Raw genomic sequence first — 22,205 nt, 5'->3', positions numbered from 1 at the left:
AATTTATATAATGTAATTAACGATAACTTGCTATCATTGATGATATCATTGATAATTAACCATATATTTATTAGGGCGTGTTGAACATTCGTAAATAGGCACTGCTGATCGCTAAAATTGTTCCAGACAAGGCACAAAGCGACGATAATGCAGATGCCTTAGCGAGATTTGTAACGCAGTATGGGGCAATTTTAGCATCAGCCCGCAGGGACAGGACTCTTTTTTGCCGCTTCATCGTTAAAAATAAGCGCTTAGAATGACTAAACTTATTATTTTTAACATCGAATCGCCTAAAAAATAGTCGCTGTCAGTGCCATGGTCGAATGTTCAACACGCCCTAATGTCACCGAGATAATTATTGCTACTTTATAAGGAGCTCACTCTGACTACTTCTACTTCAGCATCGAGTGCATCCATTCAGAGTACGAATGAGGATGCATCCACATATCCAGCAGACTTTGTCCCTACCGATCTTGCCAAGCAGATGCAACAAGCCTCTATGCAAGCCAGCCAACTATTAAAGTCGCTCTCGCACCCTGATCGCTTGCTGCTGCTGTGTCAGCTCACCCAAGGTGAATACTGCGTCAGTGAGCTTGAAGGTTTGGTCGGCGTTGGACAGCCCAGCTTGTCGCAGCAACTCGGTATCTTGCGCAAAGATGAGCTGGTCACGACCCGCCGCGAAGGCAAACAGATCTACTATCGTATCGCAAGTGAGGATGCGCTGGCGGTCTTAAATCTGCTGTACCAACGTTTTTGTGCCAAAACCGACTAGCCACAGCCAGTCGATAGCCGTTCACAGACGCGGACGGCCACTATCACTTGATGGCGCTGCTATTTTTTGTTGTCGAAATATTTTTTAAGATGATGTACTGATATGTCTTCTATCGCTGCTCGCCTGACTCCCACGTGGCTACGCCAATACCAGCTAGCCACCTTGCCAACTGACGTCATCGCCGGATTGGTCGTGGGCGTGCTTGTCATTCCGCAGAGCCTCGGCTACGCAGTATTGGCAGGATTACCACCTGTGTATGGCCTATATGCGGCGATTGTGCCAGTCATTGTCTATGCTTGGCTGGGCTCGAGCAATGTCCAAGCGGTCGGTCCTGTCGCCATCACGGCTATTATGACGGCAAGTAGCTTACTGCCCTATGCCGATAAAGGCGCTGAGCAGTACGCCTTGATGGCGAGCCTATTGGCGTTTATGGTAGGAGCGCTGCTCTGGGTAGCCGGACGTCTCAAGCTCGGCTGGATCATGCAGTTCATCAGCCGCGGGGTCTCGGCAGGCTTTGTCAGCGGTGCAGCGGTGCTTATTTTTGTCAGTCAGCTGAAGTATTTGACCGCTATTCCAGTGGCGGGTAGTAGCTTGATTGGCTATCTCTCTAGCCTGCAGATGTACGTGCGCCAGCTGCATCCTCTGACCTTGCTTATCGGTGTCATCGCCTTCGCTCTTTTGGTAGCGAACCGCTATGCCAGCAAGTGGGTCTGGCGTACGTGGCTGTCAGCGTCATCGGCTAAATGGACCGAGCGCTTATTTCCCCTGATTTTGCTCGGTGTGGCGATCATACTGAGTATGGCGCTGCATTGGGGCGCGCTGGGGGTTGCGACCATCGGCAGTATTCCGCAAGGGCTGCCAAGCTTCACACTACCGCATCTGCCCGATGTGCAAGAAGCGCTCAAGCTTTTGCCCACTGCAGGGCTGATGGCACTGATTGTCTTTGTGTCCAGTAGCTCTGTGGCGAGCACTTATGCACGCTTGCGCGGTGAGCGTTTCGATGCCAACCGTGAGCTAACTGGTCTTGGGCTGGCCAACTTATCTGGCGGTCTGTTTCAGAGCTTTGCGGTCGCTGGCGGGTTTTCGCGTACCGCCATCAACGTCGACTCAGGGGCCAAAACGCCAATGGCCAGCCTCGTCACTGTGGTGGTGATGATCGCCGCGCTGATCGCTTTTGGTAATGCACTCGCGCCGCTACCTTATGCGCTGCTAGGAGCGACCATCATGGCCTCTATCATTGGGCTTATCGATATCGATACCCTAAAGTCGGCGTGGCAGCGAGATCGTTTGGATGCCGCTAGCTTTATTGCAGCGTTTGCAGGCGTACTGATATTTGGCCTAAATACAGGACTGGTCATCGGTCTGATGGTGTCTTTTGCCAGCCTTATCTGGCAATCAAGTAAGCCGCACGTGGCGATCGTCGGTCAGTTGGGCGGCACTGGTCACTTTCGCAATATCAATCGTCATGATGTGGTGACTTTTGATAATTTGTTGCTACTGCGTATCGATGAAAGCTTGTTTTTTGGCAACAGCGAATCGGTGCACCTGCGCATTTTAAAGGCATTACAACAATACCCTGAGGCGCGCGAGCTTATCTTAATCATGTCTGCTGTCAATCATATCGACCTGACCGCCCAAGAGATGCTCAGTACGCTCAACAAAGAGCTGGCACAACAACATAAACGTCTGCACTTTAGCTTTGTAAAGGGGCCTGTCATGGATGTCATCGGCCATACACCGCTCATCACCGAGCTATCAGGGCAGGTCTATCTCAGTACACTAGACGCTGTCAACGCGTTGACAGCGCGCTAGCAGGCGGCTGGTATGTATGATTTTATAGTTGCAAGCTGCTGTTTGCCGCTTTTTTTTTACGACATCGCATCAATCACTGGTGTCACTGGCAATAAAATATCGTTATGATAGGATATAAAGCAGGCTGTTTTTTGTATAGACAAATAAATTAAAATGGTAGGCTGTCATCTCCCGCTCACGGAGGGTGCCTGACGCTTTGCCGTCTTATGACAGACCGACTGCCCTATCCCATTTTTCACATATTTAATCAAAACTATTTATGACCGATGACATAACGATTTATAAGCAAATTCATCCCAGCCAGTGTATCAAACTTGCCGAGCTGGGCTATCGCTCTGTGCTCAACATCCGCCCTGATGCAGAAGTGGAGTCACAGCCCAGTAGTGACGAGTTTGCCGATGCCACCGAGCAGGCAAACCTAAGCTATCAGCACCTGCCTTTTGATGATGAGCGTTTGAGTATGCTGACCGTCGAGCAGTTTGCCGCCCTTTATCACGCGCTGCCCAAACCCATCTTGATGTTTTGTGGTACTGGAGCGCGCGCCAAGCTCTTGTATCAAAGTGCCTTGATGCAGGGTTTGTTGTAAGCCTATATAGCCAAGTGCCGCTGGGGTATTTGCTCTGCGCTCTATGACTGTATGGCTTTATGAATGCACGCTATAAGCTATAAGCTATAAGCTACAAACAGCCATCTCTGATTTTTGGCTGATAAGCCATGATAGAGCCCAACAGCTCTATACACGTAAAATGCTGGCGCAAAAACCAGCCCATACAACTAAAAGTAGGAAGATTTATGAGTCATCAAGTTCGTATCACAGGGCAAATCACCCCTGACCAAGTCCCTATGCTCGCCGAAAATGGCTTTAAAACCATCATCAATAACCGCCCTGATGGCGAAGAGCCAGGACAGCCAACCAGCGCAGAGATTGAAGCGGCAGCGACCGAGGCAGGCTTGGCTTACAAAGAAGTGTCTTTTGCCGGTAGTGAGCTCAGCCAACACCACGTCGAAGAATTCGCAGATTTTTTTAATCAAGCTGAGCAGCCCATGCTGATCTTTTGCCGTACGGGTAACCGCTCAACCGGTATCTACGAAGCGGCCAAACGCATGGATTTGCTAGACGACTAGCCTATCATTAAGTCATGCACCCGCCAGATACGCCATGGCAATAACAATAAGTGCCTGTGCTAATGACATTAACAATGCTCAAGACGCTTGGCATAAACGATGAACCATAAAAAACCCCTGAAGCCTATATAGACTTCAGGGGTGTGTTTTATAAAAGATAAGTAATTAAGTAAGAGCTTACTGCATCACCAAGTATTCAAACGCTGATAATGCTGCTTTACTACCCTCACCCATCGCGATATTGATCTGCTTAAAGGGGACTGTGGTCACGTCACCACAAGCAAAGATGCCTTTGCGGTCAGTGCGGCAGCGCTCATCAATTTCAATCTCACCAAAGCGATTTAGATCGACAAAGCCTTTGACAAAATCCGTGTTTGGCACAAGACCAATCTGCACAAACACCCCTGACAAATCGAGCTCATGGGTCTCACCGGTGCTGCGATCTTGATAAACGATAGACGTTACCTTATTGTCAGTCGCTTTGATCTCTTGAGTGGCCGCATTGGTGATAAACTCGATATTGTCTTTTTCTTTGGCTTTATTAATCAGCACCTGATCGGCTTTGAGGTCGTCTGCAAACTCAAGCACCGTCACATGATTGACAATACCCGCTAAGTCCAGTGCTGCCTCGACACCTGAGTTACCACCACCGATGACGGCGATGTCTTTACCTTTAAAGAACGGGCCATCACAGTGAGCACAGTAAGCCACGCCTTGACCGATGTTTTCTTCTTCGCCTGGCACACCAAGCTTGCGCCACTGGGCACCGGTCGCAAGGATAATGCTGCGCGTCTCAAAGCTCTCACCGGTGTTTAGATGAATGCTGTAATTTTCCTCGACCGTCTCACCGATTTCTTTGACACTGACGTGCTCTTTTAGGGTAATGTTGTACTCACGCAAGTGTTTTTCAAAGTTGGCTGACAACTCGTTACCCGTAGTCAACGGTACAGAGATCAGGTTTTCGATGTCTTGCGTGTCTTTTACTTGTCCGCCAATACGGTCAGCGACCATGGTGACTTTGAGGCCTTTACGCGCGGTATAAATCGCGGCGGCAACCCCAGCAGGACCAGCACCGATGATGGTAACATCTTGCTGCTCTAATTGGTCTTCGTCAGCGCCTGCCTCTGCTAGCAAGTCAGGGAACTGCTCTTGCAGTTTTCCGATGAGCTTTGCCGTATCGATCAGACCATTGGCAAATGGCTTACCGTTTAAGAAAACCGCTGGCACGCCTTGAATATTGTTTGCCTCGACCTGCTCTTGGAACAACGCACCATCGATCATCTCGTTGCTGATATCATCGTTGAGTATCGCAAATTGGTTAAGCGCTTGCACCACTTCTGGGCAGTTGTGGCAAGACAACGATACGTAAGTTTGAAAATGCAACGGCTTATTAAAGCGTTTGATCAGTTTTTGAATACCCTCATCTAACTTCAGCGTATGACCGCCCGCTTGCAAGATTGCCAAAACCAGCGAGGTAAACTCATGGCCACCTGGGATACCGCTAAAGACGATACCCGTATCACTTAGCGCGCCATCGATATGGCTATAAATCGCAAAGCTGATCGCGCTTGGCAGGCTGTCGTCAGTGGCTTGTGCATCGAAATTGATTTTATCAGTCGTGCCTGCGATTTTACTCAAAAAATCAATCAACTCACTGCGTTTTTCGTGCTCACCGCTACCCAATACAAAGGTAATCGGACGAGTCATGTTTTCGCTATAGCTTTTGATCGCATCTAATAAATTTTGATCTATCATGTTTGTTCCCCATCATTATTGGATATGTAACGGCAACTGTCGCATTGCCTGTTCAAATACGGTTTTTTTATGGCTGTTTCTGTTATAAAGAAGCGATTGGGCATTTGGTTTATGCCCTTTGATGTCTCTATTATCATGGGTTTAGGCATGTTGGGCAAGCTGAGAAACTCAAACCTTACGTTTTATAAAACCAATCGTAAATTATTAAAAATAATTAATATTAAAACCACTCTTGGCGGATTGCCATGGTATCAAGACGGTTTTTTCGCTACAATCAAATGAGGCGAATGGGAAGGGTTCTTATTTGTCTGCATCAACCTCAAGTCTCACCATTACAGCAATCTTCACGATCATGCGCTCATCTTGCTGGTGTTTGTGGCAAGCTGGCGCTTCATAACAAGGATGACAATATGAGAAAGACTGATACATGGCAAGATAACCGAGAGATCATCAGCGAGCTAAAACAAAAAGACAGTCACTTTGCCAGCATTTTTGATGAGCACACCATGCTGGATCAGCAAATCAATCAGCTGGAAAAAGACACGGTCAAACATACCAGCCGCGAAGACGAAATCGAGCAAATGAAACGACGAAAGCTGCATTTAAAAGATGAGATTTATCAAATCATCGATAAAAACAAACTACAGTCTCAGGCTTAGCACCATACGCCCTAGGGCAAAAACACAAACATTTTTTAATCATATAAACCCCCATCAATTTTTGCTGATGGGGGTTTTGTTTCATAATATAACTAGCGAATAGTTATCAACCGCCAATGATTTCGCCGCCATTGACGTGTATCACTTGTCCTGTCACATAGCTTGCATCATCACTTGCTAAGTACAAGTAAGCAGGCGCGACCTCATTGGGCTGCCCTGCTCGTCCCATCGGCGAGCTTTGGCCAAATGTTTCAATTTCATCGGGTGTGAATGATGCGACGATAAGCGGTGTCCAAATTGGCCCCGGCGCAACACCATTGACGCGGATACCTTTATCATTACTCATCAAATTGTTGGAGAGCGCACGGGTAAAGGATAAAATAGCGCCTTTGGTTGCAGCATAGTCCATCAGATGATCGCTGCCGCGGTAGGCGGTGATGGAGGTAGTATTAATAATACTACTGCCCGCTTGCATGTGCGGCAGGGCAAATTTGCTCAGCCAAAAATGCGGATAAAAATTGGTATGAATGGTCTGATCGAGCTGCTCGGTGCTGATGTCCGTGAGCGTTTGCTGCTCGACTTGTCTGCCTGCATTATTGACCAAAACATCGATTTTGCCAAACTCTTTAACCGTTCTATCAATGAGCGCCTTACATTTGTCTTCATTTGACAAGTCAGAGGCAACCAATAAACAGCGGCGACCATAGGACTCAACGTGATGCTGCGTCTTTTTAGCGTCTTCATCTTCACATAGATAGCTGACCACCACATCTGCGCCTTCTTTGGCAAATAAAATCGCCACCGCTTGACCGATGCCGCTATCAGCCCCCGTTACAATCGCGACTTTGCCAGCCAGCTTGCCATCTGGATAGTCGCGCGGTAGTACCTCAGGGCTTGGATGTTGTTGTTTTTGCGAGCCGGGCAAAGACTGCTGCTGCTGAGGGAAGTCTTTATTTTCTGATTGATGACTCATGATTTTACTCCTTTATTATCCTATTCATTCTTATAATGGTTGTGATTAAATCATCGATGATAAAACAAGCTTTTGAATAATCCACTGCCGCTTATCGTGCAAAGCCTGTTATCAGCATAAATAACCGAAAATAGAATTTGGTAAAATCTGGTGTCAACCTGTGGACGAGATGTAAAAAAAGACCCTATCAACATCTGCTGATGGGGTCTTTGTCTATAATACTGGCCAAATATAATTAATGACCAGTGCTATAAAATTATCTAAATAATGTATCGACTACTTAGATTTTACCAACCAAATCAAGGCTTGGTTTTAGCGTTGCTTGACCTTGCTCCCAAGCGGCTGGGCAAACTTCGCCGTCGTTGTCACGAACGTACTGAGCGGCTTTTACTTTACGGACCACGTCTTTTGCGCTACGGCCGATGCCTAGGTCATGGATTTCAGCTACTTTGATGAGGCCGTCTGGATCGACGATGAAAGTACCGCGAAGCGCTGCGTTGTCTTCTTCGATCATGATGTTAAAACCACGAGTGATTTTACCAGTGCCATCACCTAGCATTGGGAAAGTGACTTTGCCAATCGCTTCTGAAGAGTCGTGCCATGCTTTGTGTACAAAATGCGTGTCAGTTGATACTGAGTACACTTCTACGCCTAAGTCTTTTAGCTCTTGGTAATGGTTTGCCATGTCTTCAAGCTCAGTTGGGCAAACAAAAGTAAAGTCGTGTGGGTAAAACATAAACACAGCCCAGCTGCCTTTTACGTCTTCTGAAGTGATGGTTTTGAACTCACCGTTTACAAACGCTTCTGTTGAGAATTCTGGGATTTCTTGATTGATAATAGCTGCCATGATTGGCTCCTTTTTTGATTACAGTGTTTTAAGTTACATTGTGATGATAGAGTTGGCTGTTTTTACCAAGCCTTTAACTCTCTGAGCTACATGACAAACTATACGCGAATTTCATGGTTAATCCAGTTAAAAGTTTTTAATGTGATGTTTTGTTTTATTAAACTTGTTAAACTATTATCTCTAGTTTTTATCATCAGTGCTGTACGCGTGTATGCTGGCCTGATAGTAAGCAAGTATCCGACATCAATCATCTGACAAGATAGCATTAAAAAGCCCATAAATAGAGAGGTTTTATGATTACTTTACGTCAACTTGAGTTTGCCTTAGCCGTCGCCAAACACCGCCATTTTAAGCGCGCGGCCGAAGAATGTAATATTTCACAGTCTGCGCTGAGTCTCGGTATCGCTGAGCTCGAAAAACAGCTAGATACGCAGATTTTTGAGCGTAACAATAAGCAAGTGCTGATCACCCCGATTGGGCAAGATATCTTGACACGCGCGCAGCGGGTGTTTTCTGAAGTGCGAGATTTGACCACACGCGCCCACAGTCACAAGACCCCGCTTGCATATCCGATGACGGTCGGTATCATTCCAACGATTGCCCCGTACTTGCTGCCTAAAGTACTGCCCGCGCTGCGCGAGCATTATCCTGAGTTTCGTATGACCATCATCGAGCAGCAAACCGAGCGCCTACTCGAGCAGGTACGCTACGGCCATATCGATACTGCTATTATTGCCTTGCCTTATGCGGTCGATGGGCTACACAGTTTTGAGTTTTGGAGTGAGGACTTTTTTGCGGTATTCCCCAAAGATGATGTACACGCCAAGCTTGATAGCATTAGCTCTGATGAGCTAGCGACCGCGAATCTGATGCTATTAGGCGAGGGTCACTGCTTAACCGATCAAACCTTATCCGTCTGTCATTTCGATCGCGCTGAGATGAAATCAAGTTTTTCTGATGCCAGTCTCAATACTTTGATTCAGATGGCACTTGCCAACATGGGAACGACGCTGGTGCCAGAGATGGCCTTAGATCAGCTGCATCTACATAACCAAAACGCGGTCGCTGTGCCACTTTCCGAGGCCGGACCGCATCGTCACATTGCCTTTGTCACGCGTTTAAACTATGCGCGGGTCGATGATGTCAACTTGCTGGGTAATGTGTTTAAACAAGCATTAGAAGAAGCGGCCAATAAGAGCTAAGCAAATATGACCGACCTCTTGCAAACCAGCTCTCGTCTTAGTCAATGCTTTGAGAAGCATCTACTATCGGCTACAAATAGCGATGTTAAGCCTGCGCAAGCTCATGCGCTTTGGCAGGATATCGCCAATCGTTACAATGAGTCTACTCGCGCTTATCATACGCTCACACATTTGCAGCAGCTTTTTTGTCAGTTTGAGCAGATTAATCATAAGCTACAGCAGCCGGCTATTATTGCCTTAGCATTGTTTTATCATGACGTGATTTATGCGCCGATACGTAATGATAATGAGCTAAAAAGCGCTGAGTATGCAGTGCAAGTCTTAGATAAATATTTGACCTCTAAACAGGTTAAACGTATTTACGATCTAATAATGATGACTGCAGATCATCAGCTTACTGACCATGCCGACCGTGACGCTGCCTATTTGCTCGATATGGATTTATCTGTTTTAGGCGCAAGTTGGCCTGAGTATGAAGAATATGCTAAATCGGTGCGACAAGAGTATGCTCATGTTGCAAAAGTGGCGTATCGAGTAGGACGCACGCAAGTATTAAAGGGCTTGCTCGCTCATCCGAGACTGTATTTAACGGACTATTACTATCAGCGCTTAGAAGCTCAAGCGCGTAAGAATATCAGGCGGGAGCTTACTTTGCTTGCAGCTTAATAAATAGCTCTCTGCCTTGCCGTGCCGGATGTGAGTTATAGCAGCGCTCCATAATATCTATATCAAAATGGCTGGCAAAATGCTGCTGATACGCTTCTTTTGTACCACCAAAGGGCGGCTCATCACGGCCAAAATCGACATCAAACAACACGCCAACCAGCTTACCTTGTGGTTTGAGCAGTGAGGCCATTTTTTTGACATAATCGTCGCGGCGTGAAGGGTCAATGGCACAAAAAAACGTCTGCTCAAGTACCCAATCAAACTGATACTGCGCAGGCGATAACTCAAAAAAGTCGGCACAAACTAAATGCTCAGATGGAAAGTCAGGATAGCGCTCGGCAAAGTCATTGATGGGCGCTGGAGCAAAGTCCACCAGCGTCACATTAGTAAAGCATTGCTCATGCAAATAGCCTACCTCGTAAGCATTCCCTGCTCCTGGCACCAAAATAGCCTGCGCCTTAGCAGATTCAGGCAACTGGTCTATATAGGCTTTGAGCGGTGGCGACACTTGCCCCATATCCCAACCGGTACTGTCTTGCTCGTAGCGCTGCTGCCAAAACTCGGCTTGACTGACATTTTCCATATTATATTTATCCTTGATTGCTTATTTTAAATAATACGTTTTGTACTGTTATAGATTATCATATCAGTATTTTAGTCAGTATTATGGTCGATATTATGTCGATATTATATAGGATTGACCATACCATTCTTAATCCAACTGCCCTGTCTTGCCTGCTAGCATATCGTGCCAATACCGGTAGTCTGGCATCGCGGCCGCCACCGTTTGCCAAAACTCATGGCTATGGTTGGCATGATGCAGGTGGCACAGCTCATGGACGATGACATATTCAGTACATTCAAGCGGATAGGCAGGCAGATACACAGATAGCCAAATACGACGCGCGCGTGTGTTGCAGCTGCCCCAGCGCGTATGCATCTTTTTTAGGCGTATCTCATTGGCATAGGCACCGACCACAGGTTGCCATTTGTCAAACAATGACGGCATGATAGCCGCAAGCTGCTCACGGTAATAGGCCAGTTTTTTATCATGGCTGAGTGTGATAGATTGCTCGGCACCCCAAAGTAAAATAGGGCTGTCGGCCGTTGAAGCGTCCGCTAAAGGACGATGTTTACGCTGGTGCTGCTCTAAGACTTGTGCATGATTGTCGATTGCCCAAGACACACGCTTGGCAATGGCTTGCTCGATCTGCGCGGTACTGATAAAAGCCGGTGCGGAGACCATCAATGTGTACGGCTTTAAGCGAAAATTGATGTTTTTGACGCGCTTTTTATGGACTTGCAGCTCTATCCCTGCCTGCGCAAGATGTTGTCTCACCGCATGTAGACTGATGGCCTGTCTCCTTACATACTTATATTCTTGCTTTGTTATTTAGCACTTATCGCCGTTATAGCGCTTGCAAATGATTGTCAAAAGACATTTTATGCCACTTGCTATCGCTCCTCACTTGCCAAGCGGTATCTAGCGATGTGTTGGCTGCTGTCGGTGCCGACTTCACCTCCAATGTCGTTAGCCGCCCTTGCCCATCACTCACGATAAAACCTGCTTTTTTCTCATCAGCCAACACCGACGCGCCCGCACAATCTGGTAAACTGACATCATCGATCAGCTGCTGCGTATTTAGATCATAAATCGCCGCACAGCCGCCAATTGGGGTGGTGACGCATAGTAAATCATGCACACTATCGACGGCGACGCTGGCGATATACTGATGAAAGCGCTGCCACTCATCATTAGGCATGGTGAGCGGCTCGAAGTCAGCATCGCCGCGATGATGCGTCAGTACCAAGGGCACATTGATATGCTTATCTCCTTGAAACTGAATACCAATCATCACCCTGCCATCGTCATGCATGGCGAGATGACGCACGCTCATCTGGTTGTGCGCTGGGACGACCTGCTCTAGCAACGCGCCCGTATGACGATTGAGATACACCAATGACGGGCGCATGCTATCGAGATTTAGCTCTTCGCGTGAGGCACGCTCGGTTTTGATACCGCCATTGGCGATCACCAGTGTGTCGCCATCAGGATGCATCACCAGCTCATGCGGGCCGATACCAAAAGCATCAAATTCTGCGATTTTCTGATAGTCATCAGTCGCATCATAGACACCGATTTTGCCATCGAGGCTCACCGTATCGTTTTCGGTCACATACAAACGCTGGGCATCTAAGCTATAGCAGGCATGACCATAAAAATGTCGATGGTTTGCCGCTTGAATAGCTGTCTTGACCTGCCCTGTGGCAGTATCAAGCACCCAAAACTTCTCACTAGGGCGACGTCCCATCACCACGACATCACGGCGCTGATGATGATTGGTTTTATGGTATTGCATATCGTACTGGGTATCTGTATCAAGCACTCCATCGACAGACGGCTGTACGACGATATCATGGACACGCTCAGGCATGGTGGTCTGCCAAACGATCTGTCTATCAGCGTCAATACCGACGACGCCAAAGTCATTGTCAGACTGGCCATCAGTGTGGTCAGTGTCAGTAAGATTTTTTGGCATAGATGCCACCCCACTTACCCAGCAAACGGGGCGTGCCATCATGGTGGTGGTATGCACAGCAGCCAAATCAGATATAACATTGTTATCAGTGTTATCTGAATAAGGCTGCTGATAGGCTCTCTGCCATGTCACTGTCGCCTGCTGGCAAGCATGGCAAAAGCGTGCTAGCTTTGACCACTTAGGCTGCTCCGACGGCTGTGGCTCTGAGCTACTGCTCAGCTGCCATGTCTGCCACTGCGCACGGACACCGATCACGTAATCTTGCAAGCTCGCATCGGGCTGCCGGCGTTTACGATAATGATGATGGACAGCGACCAGCGCCGCCGTGCCTGTGACGCTAGCGAGCGTCGTCATGACAGCGGACGTCAGTCGCTCGCGGCGAGACTGATTGCTATCTTTCGTTAGTAAAGCTCGGTTATGGGTATCGTCGTTACGCTTACGCATTATTTAATCACCATCGGTACTATTAAAGCCCACACGGATACCGAGTGCCGGTATCAGCTGGCGCTTAATAATACGAGTAATAGTGGTCATATGGTCATACAATTCTTGCTGCGTTGCTTTATCAGCCGTGGCGATATCTTCTGGCATCTGCGCCAATAGCGTGGTGGCATCTGCTAAGGCAGTCGATAGCGTATCAGCGACGTTGTTTTCATTATTACTGCCGAGGATTGCCGTCAGGACAGGGTCGGTCAGCGCCTCATTTAACGTGGCTAATTTGGCATTAATAATGGCGCGGCTTTGGCCAGCGGTGGCGGCTGGCACATGACCTTTGGCTTTGCCGGTCAGTCCCAAAGGCTGGTCAATGGCGTTAGATTTCATGGTCTCAACCAATGACAATAACGAATTGAACCATTGGTTTAAGCCCTGATCGCTATCAGCTGTTTTATCAATCGCCAACAGCATTGTCGCATTTTTTTGCCAGTCTTTTTCGATGTTTTGTAGGCGCGTACTCAAGGCGTCACTGGCGCTTAGCACATAAGCACACTGCCCCGCATCCAAGCGATCATTGGCGTACAGGGCTTCTTCTAGCCCTGGCACCCCTTGCACGATAGCACTCTCATCAGCGAGCTGCGCTGCGGTGAGCTTTGGATTGGCTGCGATCAAATCAGCCACACCGCTATGCACCAGCCTGCGCTCATCAGGATAGTAGTTGATATATAGGTTGCTCATGCTAGCGGTGGCAGGCCCAAAGTTGATCATCTCAGCGCGCGCCCACGCTTGTGCCAGCACCAGCCACTGATCCCGCAGCGCTTGCAGCTCATCACCACTGACTGCGTCTGACTGACAGTGCTTTTGTGCCAGCTCATGCAGCAGCTCACTTTGACGCGCCGCATCGGCATAGGCAGGAATGACGAGGTCATCTGCCACATGGGTCAGATAGGTCTTTTCTGTCTCAGCGCTGATATCGACAGCAGCGATACGCTCTGTACTATTATTTTTGTCATCTACAGAAGGCGTAGCAGCGCTATCTTGCGCGACTTCTTGACCCTCAGAGTTTGGCGCTTTTTTTTCATCTGCAGGTTTAACGCAGCTGATCAGCAGGCCCGCACTCAAAGCAGACAGTGCCATTGCTACAGCAGGGTTTATTTTCATAAGTTTCTCGGTATTTGTATGAGTGGTTTTATCAATTGTTTATTAGTCGTTTGCTAAGAGCGCACTCTTTGCCCACACGCCTTTGGTCAAACAATTTATAGCGACTGCAAGAACGCTGTCAATTCAGCTCGTCCTTGCTTATCTAACTGTAGGACTTTTTGTTTTTGTTTTTCGGCCTCGCCGCCATGCCATAGTACTGCTTCCATCAAGGTGCGTGCACGGCCATCATGCAAAAACGTCGCTTGCGGATCGACCGTTTGGGCAAGACCAATACCCCATAAAGCCGGCGTTCGCCACTCATAAGAGTTGGCCAAAAACTCTACTTGCGCGTCTTTGGGCGGCAGCTTACCAGCAATCGTCCGATCGGCAAGCTCGTCGCCCATATCATGCAGCAGCAAATCAGTATAAGGATAAATCACTTGTCCGTGCTGCTCAAGATGGTCGTCGTCGGTTTTTGGCAACTGATAGCGCGGGGTATGACAGCTTTGGCAGCCCATATCATAAAAGCGTTTTTTGCCAGCAAGTACCAGCTTATCCTCGGCATTGCGGCGATGCGGGACGGCCAGATTGCGTGTATAAAACTCCACAAACTTGGCCACCTCGTCATTGACTTCCACCGGCGGCTTACCACCGCCTTGCTCATCAGCGCCCGTGGTTGCATTGACACACGCCGTTTGCGCAGGCATGCAGGACTCATGAGGACGGATGTTTGAGGTCAGCCCCATGTCTTCATTAAAAGCACTTTGGTTCTGTGTCAAAAGCTTGGTTTGTCCTGCTTTCCAGCCAAAGCGTCCCAACGCGGTTTTGCCCGTCTGTGGATCCATGACCCAGTTAAACTTGCCACTGATATCAGCGCTGTCATTATCGACGGCTTGTTTCTTGATATCGTCATCAGGTATTTGTTCCAACAGTCCAAGCCCAATCATCGGCAAGGCCACGCGCGGCGATACCATCATCTCATCATCAAACGCCCCATAGCCAGGGTTGGTTAGATGAAAGGTGGGCGCGCGCAGGGTTTCGACGTGACCATCAGCGAAAGTGACGGGCTTGTCTGTCCACTGCACCGCGATTCTTGCTTCAGCAGGCACGCCCTGAATACCGCGATCTTGTAGCTGGCCGCCATACATCGGATGCACGACTTTTTCGATCAGCGAGTTTTGCAGCTGCGCTCGCTCCTCATCGGTGGTCGCTGGCATCGCCAAACGAATCAGCAAGCTATCGGCATCGTCCTCACTACTCATCGGTGCGTGGCCACGGCCATCCTTGATATGACAAGACTGACAAGCCGCGACGTTAAACAATGCTCCCAGGCCATCACGGCTATCGGTACTGGCAGGTGCGACCACCCACGGCTGACGAAAAAACGCATTACCAATAAAAAAACTGCCCTTACGTGAGGCCGACAGATTGGATGAGGGTTTGGAGTAACTCTCGCTACTGGTAATGCTAATGCCCGTGTCGCCGCCTTGTTTGATCTCTTGCGGGTCAAATGTCACCAGCTGCTGCATCGGCACGCCAGCCAGCGCTTCCACAGTTTGCGTACGTTTGGGCGTCAAAGCGGACGCGCCTTCGCCACTTGCAACGGCAGTGTCATTGGTGTTTTTATTGGTCGATGCGCTGTCTGACGTGCTATCCGTGGGCTGACAAGCGCTGATGGCGATTGCACCTGCGACGGTGATCGCAAGTTTCAACGATGTACCTTGTAAGCTTGAAGAAAAGAAAGGGAAAGCAGAGGGTTTGGCAGGAATGACGCTCATAGGTGTTGCCTTAGTTCTCAAGTAGAACCATTAAAATGACTGGCTATAACAGTATTTTTTCTTATCAATATAACGGTATAAAAATACATCGACGCTATAAGTCAACGTCTGAACTATTTTATTGCACGTAAAAATACGTTGCTAACGGTCGTTAACAACGCATGTATTATATATAACTTGTCCTTTTACAAACATATCTTCCGTCAGCTTTTCATGACTTGTAAAACATAATCGACATCATGAAATTATTCTATGTGAGAGAAGTCAATCGCTTAAAACTGTGAGCCAGCGTCCGCGTCTAAGTTATCGATACCGACTGCATTTGCCGCATTTTCGATACCATCTGTTAGCGCTTGCAGACTTGTGATACCCGCCTCGATCCAGCCGCGGCGTTTGTTTTGCTCTTCTGCTGAGATGTCATGCTTGCTCGCTTGACCGACCGTTGCAATCATCTGATCGACCTTGATGCCTTCTTTTTCGCCTTTTTCTACGATGACATTAAAGGCGTCTTCGACCTTTTTAAAGTCAGCAGTCAGCTTATCAGCCGCTTCTTGATGACCACTATCGATCAGATAGTTTTTGACACCGTAGCCACCGATGGTTTTGCCAGCGACAGTCTTATAGCTGCCATTAAAGACGTTTTGGATGCCGCGTGCGTTATTGGCATAGCTTAGGTGAGTTAAGTCACTAAAGCACTCGTGCTCATCTTCAGTAGAGCCCGTCACAAACGCGACCTGCATGCGCTCAGAGGCCAGCTCACCTAAGGCCAAGCTGCCCATTTGATACATGATTTGACGTAGGCCATTGTCGTATTTACGCGCCATCAGATCGCTACGTAGAGTGTTTTCGCTCTCAGGCTGCCACTCAGCTTCCATCGCTGTGAGGTCATCTACCAGCAACTGCGCTGCCGCTTTTAAGAACTCGCCGCGACGCTCACAGATACTGACGTCTTCATTGACTGTATCACCGCTGGTACATTGTCCAGCTTCGGTGACATAGTCAGTCACAGGGCGCTCGCCTGCCCCTGCGCTGACACCGTTGGTGTCTTGACCCCATAGCATAAACTCAATCGCATGATAGCCTGTGGTGACATTGGCTTCACTACCGCCGATCTCATTCATATCTGCCAGTAACTCAGGTGTAATATTGCTGGTATCTTGTTTGACACTACCGACCGTGATGCTGTCGCTATTGATGATATTGTCTTGGCTGTTGTACTCGCCTTCGTAGCTATCGCTGACATAGTCGATCAAAGCTTCATCAAGTGGCCACGCATTGACCTGACCTTCCCAGCCATCGACACTACCGATGGCGCGCTTATCATTGGCCGTCACAAACCCTTCATCAAAACGGAAAACTTCTGTCTGAGAGTATGGCTGACGCGCCGTTTTATAAGCTGCTTTTGCCGCCTCTAGATTGGCTTCAGTGGGCGTCTCTACATAGGTCTCTACCGCCTTTTGTAGCGCTTTAGCCGTTTCAAGTGAGTCTTTGTAGGCGGCATGAGCCATATTGGCATAGCTGATTACCAATCTGTCGGTATGTGCCCGATCGGTCGCCGATAGCTCGCCGCTGTCCACTGACTCTGCGCTTTGTACTTCTGTTTGACTCTCTGCACTTGTCTCGGCATTTTCGTCGGTTTGTTTGGTGCAACCCGACACCATTAATAACCCTGCCAGCGCAGCAGCCAAAGCGGTGGGGAAAATCTTACGGCTCGTTCCTATGGTAATCGTCATACACATCCTCAAAGATATTACAAAAGAAAAAATCGTCGTCAGTGCCACAGCACGTACTGAATCTATATATCATAATGTAGATAAAGTCAGTATCGGTTGTTGCGCTTATGTTACGGCATTTATCTAAAACCTCTATGAATTATAGGGTTATTGATAATCATTATCAATATTTAATTTTACATCAGCATTCACGGCGATGGTGATAGTCTGATATTAGGCATAAAAAAAGCCAGCAATTCGCTGACTCTTTTATGATCGATCTACTTATTATAACTATTTTACTTATCGATAGAACGATAAATTAGTTAACGCTCTGTGGCGAGTTGATGGTCAACTCAACGCGGCGGTTTTGCTGGCGACCATAGTCAGTGCTATTGTCCGCAACTGGGCGAGACTCGCCGTAAGCCACTACATTGATACGATTGGCAGACACACCGCGTGCTGTTAGGTAGTTGGCTACTGAATAAGCGCGGTCACGTGATAGACCCATGTTATAAGAGGCTGAACCGCGGCTGTCTGTATGACCTGCGATGTTTACCGTGGTCTTGTTATACTGGTTCATGGTCGAGGCCAGCTTATCAAGCGTTGGCTTGAAAGATGAGCTTAGGGTCGCATCATCAAAAGCAAAAGTAATGTTGCCTGGCATGACAAGGTCGATGTTACCTGTAGTTGGGTTTTGCTCAACCGTCACGCCTGTACCTGCCATTTGCTGCTCAAGCTGCTTGGCTTGACGCTCCATGTAGTAACCGACGCCAGCACCCAGTGCAGCACCGATAGCCGCATCACGGCCAGTCTTCTCACCGCCTGTTGCTTTAGAGATTACCGCGCCACCTGCTGCACCTGCTAGAGTACCTAAAGCAGTTTTATTTAGACGCTGCTGTCCGGTGTTTGGATCAGTAGTACAGCCGCTTAAAGCTAGACCTGATGCTACTGCTGCAATCATAAGTTGGTTACGCATAATATTTCCTCTTAAATTTAAACCAGTAAAATGACAAATAAATTGTGCTTTTTATAAAGATTTTTCCATTAATCTCATTTAGGTGCTTGTATACACTCATCATTATTATGGCAATTACAATCTCATTATGTGTAATATTTTGTCACACCTATGTATGAAAAGTGCAGAAGATACTATTAAAAAAGACAGGACTTTGTGCGGTTTTCTTCTGCTACGATATCTTTTACTCATGAGCCCTGATAATCATAAAAAAATTCTTTACCCACAAAACCACTCGCTCTCACGCCGACTCTCAGTCTCATCTCAAAACTTGTTATCGCAAGTCACGTTTACACTCGTACACTATGAGTGCTTTCTGCTAAAATCACTTCGTATATGAACTTACTTCACCATACCCTTTGTCTTAAGCGGTGGACCATAAATATCCCAACAATACCGATTGAAAAGGATTTAGCATGCGACTGACATCTACTATCAAAAAAATACATAAGCGCAGCCCAAAGCTCGGAAAAGCGGTCTCGCTTGCGACGGCGACAGGCGTCATTGCAGCCAACAGCTTCGTTGGTAGTATTCCTTTATGGTTAATGGGCGTGGGCAAAATCATCACCGGCGCGCCGATCGCCGATAAAACCGTCATCAAAATCACCAACCACTGGATCAGTAGCAATAATGCCTTGATTGATAACATGTTGCCGCGTAAGGACTGGCGGATCAGCCTGCCCGACGACGTCAATACTGAGGGCAAATATCTGCTCATTAGCAACCATCAGTCTTGGGTCGATACCAGCATTGTCCAATACATCAGCGAAAAACGCTTGCCGCTCACACGGTTTTTTACCAAGTTTGAGCTGATTTATATCCCAATCGTGGGTCAGGCGTTTTACTTTTTAGACTTCCCAATGATGCGCCGACATTCAAAAGAAGCAGTGGCAAAAAACCCCGCCCTAAAAGGCCAAGATATCGAGGAAGCCAAACGTGCCTGCGCGTTGTTAAAAGACAAGCCCTTCACGTTGTTAAATTACCTAGAGGGCACGCGCTTTACCCAAGCCAAACACGAACAGCAAAAATCTCCTTATACACATTTGCTCAAACCACGCGCAGGCGGACTCTCTTTAGCCATCAATGCACTGGGCAGTGAGATGGATGGCCTGCTGGATATGACCATCGTGTATCCTGATGGCGTCCCTACCTACAGCGATCTGTGGAAAGGCAATATCAAACGCTTAGGCGTTGACGTCAGATACCTAGACATCCCAGCTGAGCTGTTTGCTGGGATTAAACGCGGCGGCTACGAAAACGATGAGCAAGTAAAAGCACAAATGTTTGCGTGGATTGAGCAAGTTTGGCGCGACAAAGATCAGCGCATCAGCGACATGTTAGCAGATTTTGAGCACAACCCTGCCGCTGACCATACTTCATAATACTTGAGTACTTCATAATACTTGAGTACTTCATAATACTTGAGTACTTCATAATACTTGAATGCTGCATGAGGGCTAAATAGCAGCCAAATCACTGGTGGCTGGTCTTGCGCGGCGAGCCACGCTATCGGCATTCACGTATCGTTTTTATTGCAAGCGACCGATATCATAAAAGATGGGTTGTTTTTTAGTCCTATTCATTGATAATGTGAGTCATGATCCGCTGATGGTGAGGATGTATGTATCGTACACCGTCTATCTCACCTATGCTTTGTACCGTTTATCATTTCATCATTAATAAGGTCTGACTGTGCCCGCCTCATCTACTCCTAGCTCGCAGCTGAACACAGCCTCTGTGCCCAATCAGTCGACTCGGCTACCTGATCATCCGCCGCCCAGTCGCCCCAATCGGCCAAAGCCAAACCGCGCAAAGCTGGCTTATGACATTGTGATGATCGTGGCCATCAGTATTGATCTGTTGTTGATCAGTATCGATGCGATTTTGATGAGCAATTTTAGCAGTCATGTCGCAGAGTGGCTGCGCATCAGTGAGGCGCTGCTTTGGTATCAAAACACCTTACACGACCCCTTGCGTACCGCTGGTGGGTTTTTTACGATATTTTTGATCGCAGAGCTGTTGCTACGCTGGGCACTTGCAATAAAAGACAACGTATATTATCGCTGGTTCTTTTTTCCTTTTGTGCATTGGTATGAAGTGCTTGGCTGTTTTCCGCAGCTGCGCGCGCTGCGCTTGTTTCGTGCTGTCATCATTGGCCGCCGTCTGTATCAGCTTGGCTATCAAGTACTGCCGCAGCCTTGGATCAATCGTATCAAGTTTTATATTGACCTCTTATTAGAAGAGCTGTCTGATCGCGTGATACTGACCACCATCCAAAACTTTCGGCAGCAGCTGACCAATCCTGAAACACACAAATCCTTTATCGAGTCCACGATAGCGCGCAATCGTCGTGAGATAGAAGCTGCGGTACTCTCCGTCCTGCGCACAGAGCTGGTGCCCAAACTACAGGCACTGACTGCAGCCTCAGGCGGCGGCAGCATACTCGCCCGTGAGATGGGCGGCGCTATCGAAGAAGGCTTGGCCAATACGCCTGAGCTGCGTCGTTATCTGCGCATGATACCCATCGCTGGCAGCCTGATTGAGTCGCAGCTACAGCATGTCGGGCACAATATTGGGGAAAACGTCGTGTACGCTCTCAATAAACGTCTGCTAGACCCTGAACGCTTAGATGAGTTGATGGTGGCCATTGCCAGTGGTATTGCGCAAATAGACACCGACAACAGCGCACTGGACGCTTTAGTCTCTAGTATTATCGACGACAGTTTGACGGAGTTTGAAGCACAGGTAAAAGTCCAGCAGTGGAAACATCAAGACATGCTCAACCTTTGAGCGATACATTTGACCATCAACCCAATGCCAGATAAAGACTGGTATCACACAGCATCACTGAGTCATACAGCGTATGATATGACAATACATAGTACGGTAAAGACAGCGACAAGATTATCTCTTGAGGATTGATATATGACAGTTTTAGATAATGGCACCCAAGGCGCAAGCGCCGCACCAGCGTTGGCGTTTTATGGCAAGATGCTGACCTTTTCGCGTTTGCAGTTTGGCACAGATGAGCTCAGTGCTATCGAAGCTCAGCTTGCAGCCACACTCAGCGGTAAATCGAGCAATATCCCAGTCCTTATCGATAGCGAGGTCGAGCAGGATCTCTCTGCTTTGGTAGAGCTGCTATGGTCGTGGGGACTACAGCCCATCGGTGTCGTCACAGGTTTGCTGGATGCACAGGCGCGTGAGCTGCGTTTGGCCATTTTTCCTGCTGATGGCAAGCGTATTGAGCGCATCTTACCGACCAAAAAACCAGCGACCCAGCGTCAGCAAGTCATCGCAGACCAACCTGCTGAATCAAGCGCGGCCAGCAGTCCAGAAGACAACGCCGCGACAGATAGCACCGCTACCACTGAGACAACGCTCGCTGATGTTGCCGCTGAGACATTGGTCAGCGCTGAGCAAATCACCAGCCTTATTTATGACCAAATGCTACGCTCAGGCCAAAGCCTCAATCATGTGGGCGGCGATTTGATTTTGACCAATAGCGTCAATAGCGGCGCTGAAGCCATCACTGACAACAGCCTACACGTATATGGTCGTGCGCAAGGCCGTCTGGTAGCAGGTGCCACCGGCGACAAAGACGCGCGTATCTTCTGTCAAGTCTTTAACCCCTCATTGGTATCGGTCGCTGGCACTTACTGCCTGCGCGACAACCTACCTGAGCACGTGATCGACAAATCAGTACAAGTGCGGTTTGTCGAAGGAGAAGGTTTAGTATTTACAGTCATGGATGATGTATAGCGCTCGTAG

The 22,205-nt window shown here is 48.1% G+C and carries 21 protein-coding genes; 11 read left to right on the top strand and 10 right to left on the bottom strand.

Annotated features, from left to right (window positions below; genetic code table 11):
* Window positions 1-358: 358 nt before the first annotated feature.
* The 4 genes from JFC05_RS00580 to JFC05_RS00565 all read left to right on the top strand — a co-directional run bounded on the left by JFC05_RS00580 (window position 359) and on the right by JFC05_RS00565 (window position 3,709).
* Window positions 359-772: an ArsR/SmtB family transcription factor gene (locus JFC05_RS00580; RefSeq protein ID WP_420850533.1), complete on the top strand. Its 414-nt coding sequence runs from the start codon at window positions 359-361 to the stop codon at window positions 770-772.
* Window positions 773-874: 102 nt separating this feature from the next.
* Window positions 875-2,584: a SulP family inorganic anion transporter gene (locus JFC05_RS00575; RefSeq protein WP_198335328.1), complete on the top strand. Its 1,710-nt coding sequence runs from the start codon at window positions 875-877 to the stop codon at window positions 2,582-2,584.
* A 259-nt stretch (window positions 2,585-2,843) separates the two neighbouring features.
* Window positions 2,844-3,170, top strand: a complete 327-nt coding sequence (locus tag JFC05_RS00570; protein ID WP_198335327.1) for a protein tyrosine phosphatase family protein — start codon at window positions 2,844-2,846, stop codon at window positions 3,168-3,170.
* Window positions 3,171-3,376: 206 nt separating this feature from the next.
* Window positions 3,377-3,709 (top strand): protein tyrosine phosphatase family protein, encoded by a 333-nt coding sequence (locus JFC05_RS00565; protein ID WP_100750024.1) that lies wholly within the window; start codon window positions 3,377-3,379, stop codon window positions 3,707-3,709.
* Window positions 3,710-3,886: 177 nt separating this feature from the next.
* On the opposite strand, the gene ahpF is transcribed toward JFC05_RS00565, so the two are convergent.
* A complete protein-coding gene (gene ahpF / locus JFC05_RS00560) occupies window positions 3,887-5,464 on the bottom strand; it encodes an alkyl hydroperoxide reductase subunit F (protein WP_198335326.1) in 1,578 nt (525 codons plus the stop codon).
* Between the two features lie 69 nt (window positions 5,465-5,533).
* Between ahpF and JFC05_RS00555 the strand changes: the two genes are divergently transcribed.
* Together JFC05_RS00555 and JFC05_RS00550 are read left to right on the top strand one after the other, a co-directional pair.
* Window positions 5,534-5,746: a hypothetical protein gene (locus JFC05_RS00555; protein ID WP_198335325.1), complete on the top strand. Its 213-nt coding sequence runs from the start codon at window positions 5,534-5,536 to the stop codon at window positions 5,744-5,746.
* A gap of 128 nt (window positions 5,747-5,874) precedes the next feature.
* The gene (locus JFC05_RS00550; protein WP_075100410.1) at window positions 5,875-6,123 is read left to right on the top strand and encodes an HP1242/YdcH family protein; all 249 of its coding nucleotides are present in this window, start codon (window positions 5,875-5,877) and stop codon (window positions 6,121-6,123) included.
* A gap of 106 nt (window positions 6,124-6,229) precedes the next feature.
* Here JFC05_RS00550 and JFC05_RS00545 read toward each other — a convergent pair whose 3' ends face one another.
* On the bottom strand, window positions 6,230-7,096 hold the full coding sequence (locus JFC05_RS00545) for a glucose 1-dehydrogenase (RefSeq protein ID WP_198335324.1): 867 nt from the start codon (window positions 7,094-7,096) through the stop codon (window positions 6,230-6,232).
* A 280-nt stretch (window positions 7,097-7,376) separates the two neighbouring features.
* Complete coding sequence (ahpC, locus tag JFC05_RS00540; RefSeq protein ID WP_075100409.1) at window positions 7,377-7,943, bottom strand: alkyl hydroperoxide reductase subunit C; 567 nt, start codon at window positions 7,941-7,943, stop codon at window positions 7,377-7,379.
* 293 nt (window positions 7,944-8,236) lie between these two features.
* Here ahpC and JFC05_RS00535 point away from each other — a divergent pair, with 293 nt between their 5' ends.
* Both JFC05_RS00535 and JFC05_RS00530 read left to right on the top strand, forming a co-directional pair.
* Window positions 8,237-9,145: a hydrogen peroxide-inducible genes activator gene (locus tag JFC05_RS00535; RefSeq protein ID WP_198335323.1), complete on the top strand. Its 909-nt coding sequence runs from the start codon at window positions 8,237-8,239 to the stop codon at window positions 9,143-9,145.
* Window positions 9,146-9,151: 6 nt separating this feature from the next.
* On the top strand, window positions 9,152-9,811 hold the full coding sequence (locus JFC05_RS00530) for an HD domain-containing protein (protein ID WP_198335322.1): 660 nt from the start codon (window positions 9,152-9,154) through the stop codon (window positions 9,809-9,811).
* Here the strand turns inward: JFC05_RS00530 and JFC05_RS00525 are convergent.
* The 7 genes from JFC05_RS00525 to JFC05_RS00495 all read right to left on the bottom strand — a co-directional run bounded on the left by JFC05_RS00525 (window position 9,792) and on the right by JFC05_RS00495 (window position 18,395).
* On the bottom strand, window positions 9,792-10,394 hold the full coding sequence (locus JFC05_RS00525) for a methyltransferase domain-containing protein (RefSeq protein WP_198335321.1): 603 nt from the start codon (window positions 10,392-10,394) through the stop codon (window positions 9,792-9,794). The genes JFC05_RS00530 and JFC05_RS00525 overlap by 20 nt on opposite strands.
* A 129-nt stretch (window positions 10,395-10,523) precedes the next feature.
* Window positions 10,524-11,150: a M48 family metallopeptidase gene (locus JFC05_RS00520; RefSeq protein ID WP_244658150.1), complete on the bottom strand. Its 627-nt coding sequence runs from the start codon at window positions 11,148-11,150 to the stop codon at window positions 10,524-10,526.
* Window positions 11,151-11,220: 70 nt separating this feature from the next.
* A complete protein-coding gene (locus tag JFC05_RS00515) occupies window positions 11,221-12,795 on the bottom strand; it encodes a DUF1513 domain-containing protein (protein WP_198335320.1) in 1,575 nt (524 codons plus the stop codon).
* A 3-nt stretch (window positions 12,796-12,798) separates the two neighbouring features.
* Entirely contained in the window at window positions 12,799-13,947 is a 1,149-nt protein-coding gene (locus tag JFC05_RS00510; RefSeq protein WP_198335319.1) for an imelysin family protein, read from the bottom strand.
* A 95-nt stretch (window positions 13,948-14,042) separates the two neighbouring features.
* Window positions 14,043-15,704, bottom strand: coding sequence for a di-heme oxidoreductase family protein (locus tag JFC05_RS00505; protein WP_198335318.1), 1,662 nt, complete (start codon window positions 15,702-15,704; stop codon window positions 14,043-14,045).
* Window positions 15,705-15,976: 272 nt separating this feature from the next.
* Window positions 15,977-17,437, bottom strand: a complete 1,461-nt coding sequence (locus JFC05_RS00500) for an imelysin family protein (protein WP_198335317.1) — start codon at window positions 17,435-17,437, stop codon at window positions 15,977-15,979.
* Between the two features lie 301 nt (window positions 17,438-17,738).
* Window positions 17,739-18,395 carry a YiaD family glycine zipper/OmpA-like lipoprotein gene (locus JFC05_RS00495; RefSeq protein WP_198335316.1) on the bottom strand — a complete coding sequence of 219 codons (657 nt, stop codon included), beginning with the start codon at window positions 18,393-18,395 and terminating at the stop codon, window positions 17,739-17,741.
* Between the two features lie 455 nt (window positions 18,396-18,850).
* Here JFC05_RS00495 and JFC05_RS00490 point away from each other — a divergent pair, with 455 nt between their 5' ends.
* The 3 genes from JFC05_RS00490 (at window position 18,851) to minC (ending at window position 22,196) form a co-directional block, all read left to right on the top strand.
* Window positions 18,851-19,816, top strand: a complete 966-nt coding sequence (locus tag JFC05_RS00490) for an acyltransferase (RefSeq protein ID WP_198335315.1) — start codon at window positions 18,851-18,853, stop codon at window positions 19,814-19,816.
* A gap of 310 nt (window positions 19,817-20,126) precedes the next feature.
* Window positions 20,127-21,224 (top strand): hypothetical protein, encoded by a 1,098-nt coding sequence (locus JFC05_RS00485; protein WP_198335314.1) that lies wholly within the window; start codon window positions 20,127-20,129, stop codon window positions 21,222-21,224.
* 135 nt (window positions 21,225-21,359) lie between these two features.
* Window positions 21,360-22,196, top strand: a complete 837-nt coding sequence (minC, locus tag JFC05_RS00480; RefSeq protein WP_198335313.1) for a septum site-determining protein MinC — start codon at window positions 21,360-21,362, stop codon at window positions 22,194-22,196.
* Window positions 22,197-22,205: the final 9 nt, after the last annotated feature.

The sequence above is a fragment of the Psychrobacter celer genome, from assembly GCF_016107555.1.
Classification (GTDB): domain Bacteria; phylum Pseudomonadota; class Gammaproteobacteria; order Pseudomonadales; family Moraxellaceae; genus Psychrobacter; species Psychrobacter celer.
Note: the sequence above shows the minus strand (reverse complement) of the source record. Positions and strands in the feature narration are given on the sequence as shown.